The sequence below is a fragment of the Synergistales bacterium genome, assembly GCA_021736445.1.
In the GTDB taxonomy this organism is placed as follows: domain Bacteria; phylum Synergistota; class Synergistia; order Synergistales; family Aminiphilaceae; genus JAIPGA01.
Window position 1 is genome coordinate 1 of record JAIPGA010000053.1, and the last position, 16171, is coordinate 16171.

General features: G+C 65.0%; 16 protein-coding genes. 6 read left to right on the forward strand and 10 right to left on the reverse strand.

The window, feature by feature from the left end; all coding sequences use genetic code 11:
* The coding region (locus K9L28_08275) for an aminopeptidase 1 (GenBank protein ID MCF7936321.1) at positions 1–183 on the forward strand (183 nt) is incomplete at its 5' end.
* Positions 184–213: 30 nt separating this feature from the next.
* Here K9L28_08275 and K9L28_08280 read toward each other — a convergent pair.
* Positions 214–1032, reverse strand: a complete 819-nt coding sequence (locus tag K9L28_08280) for an MBL fold metallo-hydrolase (GenBank protein MCF7936322.1) — start codon at positions 1030–1032, stop codon at positions 214–216.
* A 151-nt stretch (positions 1033–1183) separates the two neighbouring features.
* Between K9L28_08280 and K9L28_08285 the strand changes: the two genes are divergently transcribed.
* Together K9L28_08285 and K9L28_08290 are read left to right on the forward strand one after the other, a co-directional pair.
* The gene (locus tag K9L28_08285; protein ID MCF7936323.1) at positions 1184–1762 is read left to right on the forward strand and encodes a hypothetical protein; all 579 of its coding nucleotides are present in this window, start codon (positions 1184–1186) and stop codon (positions 1760–1762) included.
* A gap of 44 nt (positions 1763–1806) precedes the next feature.
* A complete protein-coding gene (locus K9L28_08290) occupies positions 1807–2796 on the forward strand; it encodes a hypothetical protein (protein MCF7936324.1) in 990 nt (329 codons plus the stop codon).
* Positions 2797–2858: 62 nt separating this feature from the next.
* On the opposite strand, the gene K9L28_08295 is transcribed toward K9L28_08290, so the two are convergent.
* From K9L28_08295 to K9L28_08325, 7 genes are all read right to left on the reverse strand, one after another.
* Positions 2859–4010 (reverse strand): FAD-binding oxidoreductase, encoded by a 1152-nt coding sequence (locus K9L28_08295; GenBank protein ID MCF7936325.1) that lies wholly within the window; start codon positions 4008–4010, stop codon positions 2859–2861.
* A gap of 196 nt (positions 4011–4206) precedes the next feature.
* Positions 4207–4554: a cupin domain-containing protein gene (locus K9L28_08300; GenBank protein MCF7936326.1), complete on the reverse strand. Its 348-nt coding sequence runs from the start codon at positions 4552–4554 to the stop codon at positions 4207–4209.
* Positions 4555–4698: 144 nt separating this feature from the next.
* A complete protein-coding gene (locus K9L28_08305; GenBank protein MCF7936327.1) occupies positions 4699–6156 on the reverse strand; it encodes a sodium:solute symporter family protein in 1458 nt (485 codons plus the stop codon).
* Between the two features lie 152 nt (positions 6157–6308).
* Positions 6309–7418, reverse strand: a complete 1110-nt coding sequence (locus K9L28_08310; GenBank protein ID MCF7936328.1) for a M20/M25/M40 family metallo-hydrolase — start codon at positions 7416–7418, stop codon at positions 6309–6311.
* Positions 7419–7605: 187 nt separating this feature from the next.
* Entirely contained in the window at positions 7606–8895 is a 1290-nt protein-coding gene (gene ablA / locus K9L28_08315; protein MCF7936329.1) for a lysine 2,3-aminomutase, read from the reverse strand.
* Between the two features lie 186 nt (positions 8896–9081).
* Entirely contained in the window at positions 9082–9948 is an 867-nt protein-coding gene (locus tag K9L28_08320; GenBank protein MCF7936330.1) for a MurR/RpiR family transcriptional regulator, read from the reverse strand.
* 263 nt (positions 9949–10211) lie between these two features.
* Complete coding sequence (locus K9L28_08325; GenBank protein ID MCF7936331.1) at positions 10212–11822, reverse strand: amidohydrolase; 1611 nt, start codon at positions 11820–11822, stop codon at positions 10212–10214.
* Positions 11823–11970: 148 nt separating this feature from the next.
* Here K9L28_08325 and K9L28_08330 point away from each other — a divergent pair, with 148 nt between their 5' ends.
* Positions 11971–13122, forward strand: coding sequence for an MFS transporter (locus K9L28_08330; protein ID MCF7936332.1), 1152 nt, complete (start codon positions 11971–11973; stop codon positions 13120–13122).
* Positions 13123–13286: 164 nt separating this feature from the next.
* Here the strand turns inward: K9L28_08330 and K9L28_08335 are convergent, their stop codons facing one another.
* Both K9L28_08335 and K9L28_08340 read right to left on the reverse strand, forming a co-directional pair.
* A complete protein-coding gene (locus K9L28_08335; protein MCF7936333.1) occupies positions 13287–14219 on the reverse strand; it encodes a cobalamin biosynthesis protein in 933 nt (310 codons plus the stop codon).
* Positions 14220–14251: 32 nt separating this feature from the next.
* Positions 14252–15241 (reverse strand): ornithine cyclodeaminase family protein, encoded by a 990-nt coding sequence (locus K9L28_08340; GenBank protein MCF7936334.1) that lies wholly within the window; start codon positions 15239–15241, stop codon positions 14252–14254.
* A gap of 248 nt (positions 15242–15489) precedes the next feature.
* Between K9L28_08340 and K9L28_08345 the strand changes: the two genes are divergently transcribed.
* Both K9L28_08345 and K9L28_08350 read left to right on the forward strand, forming a co-directional pair.
* A complete protein-coding gene (locus tag K9L28_08345) occupies positions 15490–15717 on the forward strand; it encodes a hypothetical protein (protein ID MCF7936335.1) in 228 nt (75 codons plus the stop codon).
* Between the two features lie 30 nt (positions 15718–15747).
* Positions 15748–16171: IS607 family transposase (locus tag K9L28_08350; protein ID MCF7936336.1), on the forward strand; the 424-nt coding region annotated here is incomplete at its 3' end.

The following is a 16171-nucleotide window of genomic DNA, read 5'->3' on the forward strand; positions in this document are numbered from 1 at the left end:
GGCAGCCTGGGGAAGGTGGACAAGGGCGGCGGCGGCACCATCGCCATGTTTCTGGCGCGATTCGGCATGGATGTCCTCGACGCCGGGCCCGCCGTCCTCTCGCTCCACTCCCCCTGGGAGCTGGTGAGCAAGGCCGACGCGCTGGCCACCTACGACGCCGGTCTCGCCTTCTGGCGCAAATAACAGGGAATGCGGGGGCCTCCGCCCCCGCTTCTAGATCTCTACGGAGCTCCCCGCGGAGGCCCACTCCACATCCACGCCCTGACGCACGAACTCCATCGCCGCCTCCAGGCCGGTGCAGTGGCCGGGACGCCAGCGCTCCACGGAGAATCGGCGGAGCAGCTCGCCCACGAGCTGGGTTCGCTTCCCGGCGCTCTGGCCGTTGAGGTGCATCCCCCCCTGGACGGTGTAGAAGTCCCGGGTGCCGAACAGGCGCGCCGCCTTCTCCAGGATGTTCACCGCTCCTGCGTGGGCGCAGCCCAGCAGGACGCTCAACCCGTAGCGGCCGCGCACCACCAGGGAAAGGTCGTCCTCGAACCGGTCGGGGACCCAGCCCGAACCGTCCTCCGCCGGCACCACAAGCCGGCTGTCCCGGGGCTCGAAGTCGGGATTCCGCTCATCGGGGAGCAGGGGAAGGGCCCAGACATCGGGCAGGATCTCCCCCGCCTCGTCGACAGGACGGAAATCGATGGATTCCAGAGGGAGACAGCTCCCCACGTAGCGTGCCTTCCCCGACCGGACGACATGATGGGGCATGCCGAGCCGGCGGTGCCCCCATACCGGGCAGTCCAGCCCCCGGAGCGCCAGCGAGGTGTAGCCCCAGGTGTGGTCGTAGTGACCGTGGCTGAACACCAGGGCGTCCACCGCCCCCAGATCCACTCCCAGAGTCCGGCAGTTCTCCAGCACCACATCCCCCTGCCCCGTGTCGAACAGCAGGTTGCCCCGCGGTGTCTCCAGGAAGACCGACAGACCGTACTCGCACTGCAGATCGTTGCGCCCGCAGACGTTATCCACCACCACTGTAACGTTCATGATCCACCTCCATCGATGTGACTGCACAACAGGGGAAGGAACAGCGCTTCCGCATCGCGTTCCGTCCCATACCAGTGTACAATAGAGTGGCACCTTAGATGTGAGAACGGGCCGGAAAAGCCGATCATTCTACGGGTAAAGGGGTGTGCCGGTGCGCCGTCATCGTATTGCCGTCCACGAAGCGGGACATCTTGTCATGGCGCTGCTTCTGGGACTGGATGTCTCATCCTGCGATATCTCCCGCTCCCCCGGACGCAACGGGGAGCTGGGCAACTGTATCGTCATCGCTCCCGATCCGGTGGGCGTGAAGCGCTATCTGGTGGCCATGGGGGGGATCATGGCGGAGCACCGCTTCTTCCAGAGCGACCACGGCGGCAGGAAGGACCGGCACGACGCGACGGAGCATCTCTTCCGCTATCTCTCCCACTACCGGGACCCCCGTCGGGACGAGCTGCAGCCGCTCTTCACCCGGGTGGCCGATCTCTTCTACCGACGGGCGACGCTCTCCGTGCTGGAGAGGGTCGCAGGGGAGCTCGAGAAGAAGGGACGCCTCCAGGGGGACGCCCTGGGGGACTACCGGGAGGCCCTGGACGGCCTGCCCGATGTGGAGAGGCTCCGCGGGCAGGTGGAATCCCTCGGCGAACCGCCCCGGAACCGGACACTGGCCGAAACGGCGTGGGATCTGCTTGTCGGCGCCTACCGCACAGTCATGAAAGCGAGAAAGATGTAACCCCTCCGGGCGGCCGGAGAACCTGCGGAGAGTGAGGTAACGCCATGTGGCAACAGCGAAGCCCCAGACACGGGGCGATCCGCCTCGGCGCACTGTCGCCGATCGTGATGATCCTCCTGCTGATCGCCCTGCCGGCCGGCGCCGTCACGGCCTGGCGGGAGCTCCCCTTCCCCGGGGCTGGGATCCGTCTGGGGGAACAGACTGTCCGGGGATTCTACACCATCCGGGGGATACGCCCCGGGAGCCCCGCCGATGTGGCCGGGCTGGCCTCCGGGGATGTCGTTGTGGGAGCCGACGCCACTGCGGTGATGGGCCGGTCGCGGGAGGAGATCCTCGCCGCTCTGGACAAGGAGATCGCCTCCGGCTGGTCCGTCCTCCTCTCCTATGTCCGCGACGGCGCAGAGCGTGTCGCCTGGGTCCGCCCGCTGCACCGCACGGAAGCACAGCGGCGGGTGCTCTACGTCCGGTCGCTGCTGCTGGAACACCGGAATCGTGCCCAGCAGGCCTACGCCGACGGGCTCGACGCGCTGCATGGACATCTCGTCGGTACCCCCCTCGGCCGGCACTGCCGGGAGCAGCTGGCGGAGGCCCGGGACCGCCTCTGGAAGGAGGAGCGGGCCATCCTGGAGATACCCCTGCCGGAAGCGCTCCCCGGCGGAACGGCCGCCACCCTGGCCGATGCCGTCGGTCGAATGGGAGAGGCGCTGGCTACGGAGCGTCAGGCGCTGTCCTTCCTCCGGCCGCTGATCGGCCCCCAGTCCGGGCCGGCTGACCTTGACGCAGACTGGCGGCACCGATTCGAGCGGCTCCACCAGGGAGCCATGCAGCTGGAAGCCCGAGCCATGGGTGGTCTGCTGCAGGCACTGCGGGCCGTCAGTCTGAGCGAAACGGCGCTGCAGCAGTTCCTCGATGCCGAGACCCTCCCGGCGCCGGAGGAGCTCACCCGCAAGGCGCGGACCCTCCTCATGGCCGTCCCCTCGGGGGAAGGAACCTATCCCTGGGTCCCCGCAGAACGCCGCGACGGAGGAACATAGAAGAAAAAGGAGACAACCCCTCGGGGCCGCCTCCTTTCGTATCCTATTAGGGTATAAAGCGGTCAGATGCAGGCCGGCTCGAAGAAGAGATCCTCATCCTCGAACCTGGTGTAGCGGAAGCAGTGGACATCCATGAAGGGCTCCTCGCCGGCGATCATCTCGGCCAGGACGCGCCCCGCCGAGGGGGCGAACTGCAGACCATGGCCGCTCCAGCCGCAGTCCACGTAGAACCCGTCCACCGGCGTGGGGCCGAGAATGGCCTGCTGGTCCGGCGTGAGGTCGTAGGGCCCCGTCCACTGCCGCACCACCCGCACGCCCGAGAGCACCGGCATCTTGGCCAGCACCCGTCTGGAGACCTGCTCGAGGAAGTCCCAGGAGACCTCGTAGCTGGTGTCCTTCTTCTCGTGGGGATTCCCCCAGCCGAGCATGAAGGTGCCGTTGGGGCACTGCTTGAAGTAGCTGCCGTCGTCGAGGCAGAGCGTCATGGGGTGCTGCATCCGCTCCACCGCCTCGGTGATGAGAATCTGGTGCCGCTCCGGCGTGACGGGGATATCGAGCCCCACCTGTTTGGCCAGCTCCACCGTCCAGGGACCGGCGGCGCAGACCACAGCCTTGACATCCCAGTCGCCGGCCGTCGTCTGGACACCCGTCACCCGCGCCCCGTCGTGGCTCGTGGTCAGTCCGGTCACGGTGGTGTAGGTACGGACATCCACGCCGAGACGCTTCGCGGCGTCGGCGTAGGCGAAATTCAGCCGATGGGGATTGATGTGCCCGTCGCGGTGGCACCAGCTCGCGCCGACCATCCCCTCGGTGTTGAGCCAGGGGGCCACCTCGCTGATGCCCTCCACATCGAGCACCTCCGAGGGCGCACCGATGCTGTTCTGGAGCGCCACGTTCTTCTTCAGCTGCTCCAGCTGGGAATCCGAGTAGGCGACCCAGAGATAGCCGGAGGGATCGAATTCCAGATCGGCCTCGTAGCCCAGGTCCTCCTGAAGATGCGAAAAGAGATCCACATTGTACTTGGCGAGGCGGCAGTTCACCTCCGTGCCGAACTGCATCCGTATCCCCGCCGCGCTCCGCCCGGAGGCGCCCGAGGAGAGATACTCCCGTTCGAAGAGGACCACCTTCATCCCCTTTTCCGCCAGATGATAGGCCGTGGCACACCCATGCACACCTCCGCCGATCACAGCAACGTCAGCGGTTCCTTGAGCCATCTCAACTCCTCCTTCTTCATAAAAAACAGCAGATACCTGTACAACCGTTTCCCGGGATTTCTGAATCCCGGTTCCCACAAACGGGCAAGATTGTACATTTTTTTCACAAGTCAGTCAATACGAACAAGATGCCGGTGCGTTCGTTACGGAAGGCAACAGCACAGCGCCGATTTTGTGAAATACAGAGATTGCACTTTTACTCGGCGATGACCGCCAGAAAGGAGAGCCCCTCGTCACCGGCACGGATGCCGTGCCGCCCGCCGCTGCGGGTTACGGTGACATCGCCCGGCCGCAGGGCATGCTCCGTTCCGTCCTCCAGGAAGACACCGCTCCCCGAGAGGATATAGTAGACCTCCTCGTCGGAGGCGTGCAGATGCTCCCCCACCGATGCGCCCGGTTCGAGGTCGATCTTCGCCACCATCTTGAACCGCCCCTCCCGGGGGGATTCCTCCTTCGCCAGCGCCACATGGTAGAGGCCGCTGCCCGAGCCGCCTCTCACATCATCGCGCCGCTCCGCCGCCAGTTCGTCGGCATGTCTGATCATTGTTTTTCCCTCCACTGTCAAGACGTCTTTATATACTATATCCCAAGTCGGCTTCCGGTAACAGAGGAAGGGCGGCGAACCAACTGGTTCCACCGCCCCGTTCACACTACCGATACACGATCGCCGCGCTATCTGCGCAGCACGCTAGGCCCCGTACTTCTCGGGGAAGAAGATGTCGATCTTCTCCTCGGGGCTGTGCTCGGTCATCAGGGAGACCACCACGATGACCACCGCGGAGACACCCCAGCCGATATAGGAGGAGGGCAGGTCGTAGGGCAGGAAGCTCCAGACCAGTGCCGACCCGCCGCCGAGCAGGATGCTCCAGAAGGCGCCGGCCGCCGTGGCACGCCTCCAGAAGAGCAGCGCCAGCATGGGGAAGAAGAGCCCCGCCGCGCCGAAGGTATAGGCGTATAAGACGAGACTGAGGATGTTGGGAAGCGAATAGGCCAGCAGGATAGCCAGAACCCCCAGTACCAGCGTGGCGACACGGCTCACCATGGTCAGCTTGGCATCGTCGGCCTCGGGGTTGATCAGCTTGTGGTAGATATCGTTGGTGAAGATGGCCACAGGCCCCATGAGGCAGGAGTCGGCCGTGGAGAGCACCGCCGCCAGGTAGGCCGCGATGACCAGCCCGGAGAGCCCCACCGGCAGGAGCGCCATGATCATCTTGGGGGTGGCCAGCTCGGCGTCGTTCAGCTCGGGCAGCAGCACATGGGCGATCATGCCCACCAGGGTGGTGCCGATGGCAAAAAGCGGCCACTCAATGGGAAAGCCTACAAGGAAAATACCGGTTTTGGCAGTCTTTGCGTCCTTGGCGGCGATGACACGCTGGAAGGTGGCGATGGAGATGAACCAGACCGGGAAGATGGAGAAGAACCACCCGAAGAACTGCTTCCAGCTCACGGCTCCCCAGTCCAGCAGACTCCCGTTGCCCTGCTCGATCAGCGCCGCCTGCAGACCGGAGATACCACCTACCTTGACAAGCCCTACGGGGACCATGATGCAGATAAGCCCGAAGAAGAGTATGGAAAGCTGATAGACGTCCAGGGTAATAACCGCTTTCAATCCGCCCATGGTGGTGTAGGCCAGCACAACAATCCCGGCGATGATGATACCGGTGGTGACGCTGAGGCCTACAGTACCGGCCACAAGCTTGGCACCGGCGACAACCTGGCCGCCTACGAAGGCGAACCAGGCTAGTCCGATGAGGATCGCCGCCATCAGCCCCGCCTTCTTGCCGAAGCGCGTTTCGAAGAGGTCGCCGGTGGTGAGGCCGAGGACCTTGTCTGACCAATGTTTCAGCTTTGGCACAAGGAAGAGTGCCGCCAGCATGGCGCTCAGCCCCGAACAGGCGATCAGCCAGGAACCGGCAATCCCCAGGCTGAACCCCAGTCCGCCCATGGCAATGCTGAATCCGCCGCCCAGGTCCGTGGCCGCTGCGGAACCTGTGGTCCGAACCAGTCCCATGTCCCGACTCGCTGCGAGGAAGGCCTCGGAGGTCTCGCCCTTCTTCGCCTGACGCATGATATAATAGCCGATTCCTACAAGAGAACAGAAATAAAGAGCTACAACTACCATATCCACCATATGCATGGTAAGCATTCTACCGCCTCCTTCAGCGTTCTCCTTCTCCTCCGGGCCCCTTCACATCCATCAGACCTCGCGGAGAATCTCTCCCAAACTCGTCTCACCGCTGTTGCTTTCGTTCTCCCTGGCGCTCAACCCCTTTCTCCGCCCCTGTCGTTGTGCCCTTTTCACCCAACCATGCGCTCCAGGAACTCCAGCAGCACATTGGCGCTCTGCACCGCCGTGGAGAGCTCCACGTACTCGTCGGCGGCGTGGTAGTTCGCCCCCTTGGGTCCCACCACCAGGGTGGGCACGTGGAGACGGCCGCCGGTGTAGCAGAAATCGCCCACACTGTCGAAGTAGGTGATCTGAGGCTCCTTTCCGGTCACCCCCTTGATGGTGCGCTGCATCGACGCGACATAGGCGTCCTTTTCATCGGTCACATAGGCGGGGAAACCGTCGCAGTCGGCGTGGGGGGCGTCGCGGAAGTGCATCTCCGCCGTGCCGCGGATTCCGGCACGCTCCACCGCCTCGTCGACCTCCCGCTGCAGGACCTCCTTGTCCTCGCCGACGGTGACATGCCGGAAGATCGAGAAGGAGGCCTCGTCGGGCACCGAGAGGGCCGCCCCGCCGCCGTGGAACTCCACGCAGCAGATGGAACCGCTGCCCAGCTTCTCGTGGGGCGGCAGTTCCGTCTTCTCCAGCTCCAGCAGCACCCTGGCCGCTTCGGAGACGGCGTTGATCCCCTGTTCGGGCTGTGCGCCGTGGCAGGAGGCGCCGTGGAGGGTCACCCGGTAGTTCCACCCGCCCCGGGCGCCGAGGGCGATGCTGGGGTAGGCCACATCGGCGAAGGCGCTGCTCGGCTCGGGGATCACCGCCACATCGGCGTCGCCGCTGAGGATGCCGTCCACGATCAGCGCATCCGTCCCGAGGCCGAAGGGCCCCTCCTCGTCGCAGACCAGGGAGTAGACGATCTTCCCGGCAAACTCGCTGCCCTTCTTCTGCAGAAAGCGTTCCAGGGCCAGCATGATCCCCGCCGAACCGGCCTTCATGTCGCAGGCACCGAGACCGTACATCCGGTCGCCCTCGATCTCCCCCGAGTAGGGATCGCGGGTCCATCCCTCGCAGAGCTTCACCGTGTCCATGTGGCCGTTCAGCAGCACCGTCGGGCCCGGTCGGGCCCCCTCCAGGACACCGTAGAGATTGACGCCGTGGTAGTCGTGGATCCTGTTCTCGTGGAAGCAGTGGCGCTCTACGGGCACCCCGCGGTCAGCCAGCCGTTTCTCGGCGAAGTCCATAATCTCCTGTTCGCGGAAGTATTCGCTGGGGATCCGCACCAGATCCCGCAAGAGGGGGACAAGCGCTTCCCGTCCGATCTGCTGGGTGATGGCGATCAACTCCTTTTTTTGTATACACGAAAGCACCGATACGATTCGGGCACGGCCCCGGCGGCCGTGCCCTGCAGGATGGCATCCCCTTCTGACGCTACGCCTCTCCCTTGCGCTCCCTGTAGGCCTTGCTGCGCTCCCGCCGCTGCAGGTGGGAGGGCTCCAGGGAGATCTTCTCGCCGTCGTAGAGGTGGATAAGCCCTTCGTGGGAGAGCTCCTTCTGCCGCTTGGTGTACTCCTCGTGCCTGTAGAGCTCCTCGGGACGGCTGATATTGTCCTCGGGCTCGATATAGGTACAGAGGACACCCTCGTAGTTGCGGAGGATCACCTTGCGGTCCGACCGGGAGACCACATAGTTGGGCATCACCGGGATCTTCCCGCCGCCGCCGGGGGCGTCGACGATGAAGTAGGGCACCGCCAGGCCTGTGGTGTGGCCGCGCAGGAACTCCATGATCTCGATCCCCTTGCCCACGGAGGTGCGGAAGTGTTCGATCCCCTCGGAGAGGTCGCACTGGTAGATGTAGTAGGGCCGCACCCGCGTCTTCAGCAGCCGCTGGTTCAGCTCCCGGAAGAGATAGGGGCAGTCGTTGACGCCCTTGAGCAGCACCGACTGGTTCCCCAGGGGGACACCGGCATCGGCCAGCATGGCGCAGGCCTTCCGGCTCTCCGGGGTGAGCTCCTTGGGATGGTTGTACTGCATGTTCAACCAGATTGGGTGATACTTTTTGAGCATATCGCAGAGCTTTGTGGTGATCCGCTGGGGACAGACCACGGGCATCCGGCTCCCGATGCGGACGAAGTCGATGTGGGGGATCTCGGAGAGCTGACTGATGATCCACTCCAGCGTGTCGTCGTCGAGGGTCAGCGGGTCGCCGCCGGAGAGCAGGACGTCACGGAAAGAGGGGGTCTCGCGGATGTAGTCGATCTCCCTGGCGATCTGCTCCCGCCCGTACTGCTTGTCGGTCTCCCCGGCGTGGCGCCGCCGGGTGCAGTGCCTGCAGTACATGCTGCACATGTCCGTCACCAGCAGCAGGCCGCGGTCCGGGTAGCGGTGGGTCAGACCCTCCACGGGGGAGTCCACATCCTCGTCGAGGGGATCGTTGAGATCCGATTCGGAGAGGTGGGTCTCCTTCATGGTGGGCACCGCCTGCATCCGCACCGGGCAGGTGGGATCGTCGGGATCCATCAGGGAGGCGTAGTAGGGGGTGATCGCCATCCGGAGCTTGTTCAGGCTCTTGTCGACCTCCTCCGCCTGTTCGTCGGTGATGTTGATCACCTCGCGCAGTCTGTCCACCGTGGTGATTCGGTTGGCCAGCTGCCACTTCCAGTCGTCCCACTGTTCTCTGGGGACGTCTTTCCACATGTCGATGTGACTGTACTCCATCATGTCGATTTCCTCCTTACATCCTGCATATCCGACCTCCTGTATCGCCCCGCGGCCCTCTCCGGGGAACCGCAGGGTTTCCAGGGTGGAAAATTTTCACCTTTAAGGAGCATGGAATTTTTTCTCCAAGGCCACTATACCGTACTTCATAGGCTTGTCAATAGATGAACTGACCGTTCTGTCAGCATGTCACTCCTCTTCCAGCAATCCCCTGTCCTCCTCCACCACATAGGTGTCGCTTGCCTTCCAGAGACGCTCCAGCTCGGGGAAGGCCCGTTCCACATTGCCCTTCATCATCCGCGACACCACGATCACCAGGGCGTTGAGCAGGCTGACGGGGGCCACGTAGGAATCGACAAAGGAATTGAGATTGCAGGGCACCGTCAACACATCGTCGGCCCACCGTGCCGCCGGCGAGGTGATGCAGTTGGTGACGGCCACCGCGGGGATGCCGCGCAGTTTGGCCGTCCGGAGCACATCCACCGTCTCCCTGATGCACTTGTTGAAGGTGATCCCCACCACCAGCGAATCGCCGCCCATATTGGCGATCCGTTCGAGGGCCAGCTCGCTTTCCAGCCGCACCACGTGGGGTCGGAACCAGGAGAGATAGAAGACCAGATAGTGGGCCAGCGCCAGGGAGCTCCGGAAGGCGGTCACGTAGACGGTGGGCGCCTCGGCGATCCGCTCGGCGATCCGGTAGAGACAGGCCGTGTCGAGCCGCGAGATCCCTCTGGCCAGGGTGTCCAGATCCTCCTGCATCACCTGGCGGGGCAGCTCGGCGCTCCCCTCCTCGGATCGGTAGGCCTGACCGCGGTCGGTCACCGAGAGCTGCTCCATCACCGTCTCCTGGATCGCCGCCTTGAGGTCGGGCACACCCTTGTACCCCAGGAAGGTGGCGAAGCGGAAGACCGTGGATTCGCTCACGTTGACCCGCCTGGCGATCTGCGAAGCCGTCATGAAGGCCGCTTCATCGGGGTGTTCGAGGATAAAGGAGGCCAGTTTCCTGTGGCTGGCCGAAAGGGAATCGATGGAACGCTTGATCTGAGCAAAAAGCATCGCTTGACACCGCCACCTCTCCTCTGTGCTCGCTTCGGGGAAAAGGTCAAAGATTTCCTCCATAATCTACCCAGAAAAAATATTTCTGTCAAGGATGGAAATCAGGAGAGGAGACCGGCATGAGAGGTTCCAGAGAAAAGGGCGGGGATATCCCCTCAGGGGACATCCCCGCCGCTGTCCGGAATGGCGTCGGCAAAGGGGGCTACGGAAGCGGCAAGGCCTCCTCGCCCGAAGCGCAGAGCTGTTCCGCCCGAACCGGGCCGTCAGGGCACCGGCGGAAGCGGACCGAGGTTTCCGTGGCTGCAGCGCCCGCCCACAACGGTGGCCACAGGGGCCACATCCCGGATCTGTCGGGCCGTCAGGGAACGGAGATCCTCCCGCAGCACCACGAAGTCTGCGGCGCAGCCCGCTTTGAGCCGCCCCAGCCGGCCGCCGGCCCCAACTGCCCGGGGCGCCGTGGCGGTGTGGATATGCAGCGCCTCCTCCAGCGAGAGGCACTGGTCCGGGCGCCATCCTCCAGGAGGCTCGCCGCTGTCGTCGGTCCGTGCGACGGCGGCCCAGAGGTTGCGCCATGGGTCGGCGGCCTCCACGGGGCTGTCGCTGGAGGCCGTGACGGTGAGCCCCGCCGTCAGGAAATCCTTCCAGGCGTAGGCCCAGGGGATACGGCGTTCGTCAAGCCGCTCCCGGGCGATCCGGAGATCCGAGGGGACAAAGCAGGGCTGGATATCGGCCACGACCCCCAGTTCGGCGAGTGCCCCGATCTGATCGGGCCGGCAGATCTGCAGATGCACCGCCCGCACCGGCAGGGTGTCCGTACAGAGGCCCGCCTCCCGGCAGCTTCGGACGGCCCCGATCAGCTGGTCCAGGGCGGCGTCGCCGATGGCGTGGATCTGCACCTGCAGCCCCCGCCGCGCCGCTTCCCGAACCGCCTCGGCTACATAGGCGTCGTCATGGTTCAGCATGCCGCTGCTGGAGGGGTCGTCGGCGTAGGGTTCCGTGAGCGCCGCCGTTCGGGCGCCGAAGGAGCCGTCGAGGAAGAGCTTGCGGCCGCCGTAGCGGAACATGGCCGTCCCGTCACCGCTTCTGACCGTCTCTTGGGGAAAGCTGTCCTCGTAGTAGACGATCCGCAGGGGGAGGCGCCCCTCACGTTCCAGGGCCCGGTAGAGATCGGGATCCTCGCCGAGGCCGTAGGTGGCGGCGCTGCAGGTGTGGGCGGCGGTGATCCCCCGGGCGGCCAGATCGGCGCAGGTCGCCCGCAGCGACTCCCTGGCTTTCTCGGGCGCAAAGAGCTCCCGCTCCATCGCCCCGGCCACGGGGGCCCCGGCATCCTCCAGCAGGACGCCGCTGGGGCTCCCGTCGTCGAACCGGCAGAGCCCCTCGCGTGCCCCGGCTTCCATCAGGCCGCCGCGGCGGAGCGCCTCGCTGTCGGCGATGCGGACATGGGCGCACATACGCTCCAGAAAGATGGGATTGGGAAGCCCCAGGGCATCCAGATCCCTCCGGTTGGGCAGGCGCCGCTCCGGCCAGGTGGAGTCGTCGAAGCCCACCCCGTAGATCCACGCACCGGGCTCCAGGTCGGCGGCCCGGCGTTTGATGCGCTCCAGCACCCCGGACAGCGAATCGACCCCCTTCAGCGACAGGGCTTCACGCTGTCTGGAGAGGGCGTTGAGATGGAGATGGGCGTCGGTAAAGCCGGGGAGCACCGTCCCTCCTCCGAGATCGACCTCCTCGGCCCCGGAGGCGTGGGACCGGCTCCGTATCTCCTTCTCCTCTCCCACGGCGACGATGTGCTCTCCGTCGACCAGCATGGCGGACTGGGAAGCCCCGCCCTTTCCTACCCATATGGATCCCCCGTGCACCAGTACCGCTGACATCCAGATCCCTCCTTCAGACATTTCCGTTGCAGGCTCCCTTGACCGGATGCCTCCCAGCAGCTAGGCTGATCCCCATGACTGGCCCCCTTTCGGGGGATTTTCGTGTGTTTTTTCACATTCATCCGGTGGGGTTGGCGGTGAAACCAGCGTGAACAGAGAACAGAGCCTCCTGCTACGCCTCGTTGTCACGACATTCGGGATATTCGGGTTCACGCAATCCTACTATCTGCTTGCGTCGTTCCTCGAGCTCAACGGTGTCGCAGCCCAGACCGCCGGTCTCATTGTCGGGGCCTACTTTACCACGTCTACCATCTTCCGCCCCTTCAGCGGGGCGGTCACCGAACGACTCGGCCTGCGGCGGACACTGCTGGCGGCCTCGGCGCTCTGCGGCATCGGTGCGCTGGTCATGCTCGTCGCCTCCGGGAGCATCCCGGCACTCTTCGCCAGCCGGCTGATCACCGGCGGCGGCTTCAGCCTCTTTCTGGTCGCCCTGACCACCTACCAGGGCTACGCTGTCCCCCTGCATATCCGGGGGTCCTTCTACGCCGTGGTCTCCATCGGCTCCATCGCACCGCTCTTCTTTGTGGCCCCGGTCTCGGAGTTCCTGCTGGAAACGGGGCGCACCGTGGGCTACCTGCTGGTGCCGCTGCTCATGGCGCTGGTCTGCGCCGCCATGAGCTTCTCGCTGCAGCCGCTGGGAACAGCCACACGCAGAAAGGAGGAGTGGGGCAGCTACCGGGAGCTCTTCGCCGTGCCGGGCTACCGGCTTCTGCTGGTCTCGGCCTTCCTCTTCGCCCTGGCCGACTCGTCCATCATGTATCTCTCCAAACTGGCGGCGGTGCGGGGGCTCTCCACCTCGCTCTTTATGATCTGCGTCGCCGCCGGAGCGATCCTGGTGCGGCTGGGAGGGAGACGGCTCATGGACATCCTGCCCCGCGCGCTGCTCGCCGCCCCCTCCTCCGGGCTGATGGGCGCGGCCATGGCGGCGAGCCCCTTTGTTTCCTCCAACACGCTCTTCGCCCTCTGTGGCGTGGTCTTCGGGGCGGGCATGGGCTACAGCTTCCCGGTGCATCTGGCCCTCATCGCCGATATCGTGCCCGAACACCTCCAGCCCAAGGGGACCTCGATCCTCTACTTCGCTTTCGACATCAGCTGGATCATCGTCCCTGTCTACATGGGGCTCATGGAGGGGCTGCAGGGCATCGGCAGCGCCTTTCTCCTGCTGGCCGCGGGGATCATCCTCGGTGCCGTGGGCATGCATGTCGCCTGGGTCCGCCGACAGCGGGCGCACCCGACATAGCATTACGTAGTTTTACGTAGCCGGACTCCTGCGTTTTCCCGGATACCACCACAGGGGAAAGGAGGATACACTGAGCATGCCGAGGAAAAGCCGATCTCCGCTCCTTCCGCATCACCATCCCGTATCGCAGGCCGGGGCTGACGCCCCGGCCTTGCTTGTATGCGTTACAGCAGCCGGAACAGCAACAGCGCGGCGGGAACCGCCAGAATGAGCGCACCCCCCAGATAGGCCACCCAGAAGAGGGTCAACCCCCGTTCGAGATCCTCCGTTTCGGGCAGGGGACCGTTGCCGAAGGTCGGCGCCCGCACCAGCACCTGCCCGGTCATCACCGGCCCGCCGAGGGTCACCCCCAGCGCACCCGCCATGGCCGCCACGGGGATCCCCCGGGAGGGGTTGGAGGCGAACATGCCGTCGCGCCGGGCGATCCGCCAGCTGTCGCCGAAGCCGCCCCCGGCCAGGGGGGCTGTCAGCGCCAGCAGTCCCGCCGCACACCAGGAAGGAAGCATCTCCAGCACCAGCTCCAGCTTCAGAAGCCACAGCGGCGCACGGCCGTTTGCCTTGGCCTCGCTGCCGAGAAAACGGACAGCCGCGTAGAACCAGACCAGACCGGCGCCGCCCAGCAACCCGTAGAGCAGCGGAGCGCAGTACCCCATGGCCAGCGACGACGCCAGCCGCTCCAGCGAGACACCGATCAGGCGCTTCTCCCCGATATTGCCGAAGGCATTCCCGATCCACTCCGCCAGGAGCTCCCGTGCGGAGATGTGCATGCTCCGCTGCAGCCTTCCGGCGATCTGTCGCACCGTCCGCCCAGCCCCGGCGCCGTACATCGCCAGATAGACCAGCAACCCCTGGACAATCCAGCCGACACCCAGGAGGGCGCCCAGCGCGGTGGCCAGGGAGACCAGAATGAAGGTCACCAGAAGCACCGCCACGGGAAAGGCGATCCCCTGCCACCTGGCCGGGACAAGCCGTCGCGGCCAGTGGTCGGCCAGCAGCGTCACCAGGCGCCGCAGCAGTACGCGGGGCCTCCAGGACAGGGGCGGACCGCCGGTAACGAGATCCAGTATCAGCGCCAATACAAGGGAAAGAACCGTCATGACACCCTCCTCTCTCAGCCGGGAAGAACCGCCTACAGCGGGAGTTCCGTCCCCACACCGGCGGCGACGGCCTTGTCGTAGATCTTCGCCGCCGTCGTCACGTCGAGGCCGGCGAAGCCGACGGTTTCGAAGAAGGTGATCTCCCGATCCGACCTTCTCCCCTCCACCCGTCCGAGGAGGAGGTCGCCCGCTTCCCCGTCGATGATCTCACTGGTGAAGGTCCCCTCCGCCATGGGCTTGATGAAATCGCCGGACTCGGCCAGCACGGCATCCCGGGAGTCCGCGAAGACCCTGTCGGCCCGCTGGATCAGCTCCGGACCGATCTCCTGCATATCCGGCGTGAAGGCGCCGACGCCATTCACATGGGCCCCTGGCTTCACCTGGTTGCCGTCCAGGACGGGCCTCTTGGAAGTGGTCACCGCGGTGATGATATCGGCCTCCGCCACGGCCACCGCGGGATCAGCAGCCGCTTCGATCCGGGCGCCGTAGGAGGCCAGCTCCCGGTTCATCCGCTCGGCGAAGTCCCTGGCCTTGGCGGCATCGATATCGAAGACCCGCACAAGCTCCAGATCCCGGACGGCCAGGATCGCCTCCAGCTGGCAGGGAGCCTGCCCGCCGGTCCCGAAGAGGGCCCCCACGGCGGCGTCCTTCCGGGCCAGAAGATCCGTCGCCGCACCGGCGCAGGCCCCCGTCCGGAGCTGGGTGAGGTAGGTGCCGTCCAGAATGGAGAGCACCTGCCCCGTCTCGCCGCTGACCAGCACCATTGTGGCCGGCACGGCGGGCAGCCCGCGCTTGACGTTCTCCGGGAAGACAGAGACGATCTTGACCCCCGCCTGACCGATCTCGCCGACGTAGGCCGGCATAAAGAGGGACTGCCCCGTCCCGCCGGGGATCTTGAGGTTCGTGCGGAGCGGTACGTCGGTTTTGCCCTCGGTGAGGAGCCGGAGGGCCTCCTTGTCGGCCTCGATGGCCTCCTTCATGCTGAAAACGCTCTGGATATCATCCTTGCTCAGTGCGAGCATGGTTCCACCTCCATGGAAAGTTGTTCCCCCGGGTTTCCCCAGCAGATCCTCTAGATCATACCACGGCCCTCCGGGTCAGCCCATTCCGGTGATTGACAATCGGCACCCCCGGGAATATGCTAATGCTCCAAATGAGTGAATACGAGCTGTGCGTGTCCGGTTGCTCCCACCGCAAACCGTCACGTCGGCAGACCGAGGGAGCGGTGGTTCTCCGTCAAGAGGGGGTGATGGGGTTGCGGCCCCAACCGATGCATAGACATGGCAATCCGGCGAACATCCCCCGAAAGGGGGTGCTCGCCGCTGTGCTCATCCTCTGTGCGGCGGTCTCGCTGGTCGTTCATCCCGCAGCAGCAGGGGAGATCCGCCACCGCAACGCCCCTTCTTCCGTCCTGTCCCTCCAGACCGACGGGGAGGGTGGGCTCTACCTGGCCTCCGCAGAGAAAGGCGTGGTTGCCAACTGCTGCCGAAAACATTGACAAGCAGAGATGAACTTTTATAATTGTTTCATGAATTTGAGCGAATGGGCGAAAAACAACGGGATACATTACCGAACAGCATGGCGGTGGTTCAGGGAGGGGGAACTTCCCGTTCCGGCCAGACAACTGGAGACGGGAACAATCCTTGCCCTCGACAAGGATTGCGTCGGGGACTCGTTCTCGGGCAGGGTCGTCGTTTATGCCCGTGTTTCGGGACATGACCGGAAGGAAGGGCTTGACGGACAGGTGGCGAGCTGTCTGCGATTCGCCGAAGGATACGGCCTGAGCATTTCGGAACGGGTCACCGAAATCGGATCCGGCCTGAACGGACATCGGAAGAAGCTGCTGCGGATACTCGCCGATCCCTGTGTGAAGACCATCGTCGTCGAACACAGGGATCGCCTCTCTGAGCGGTTCGGCGCAGAGTACGTGGAGGCTGCCTTGGAGGCTCGGG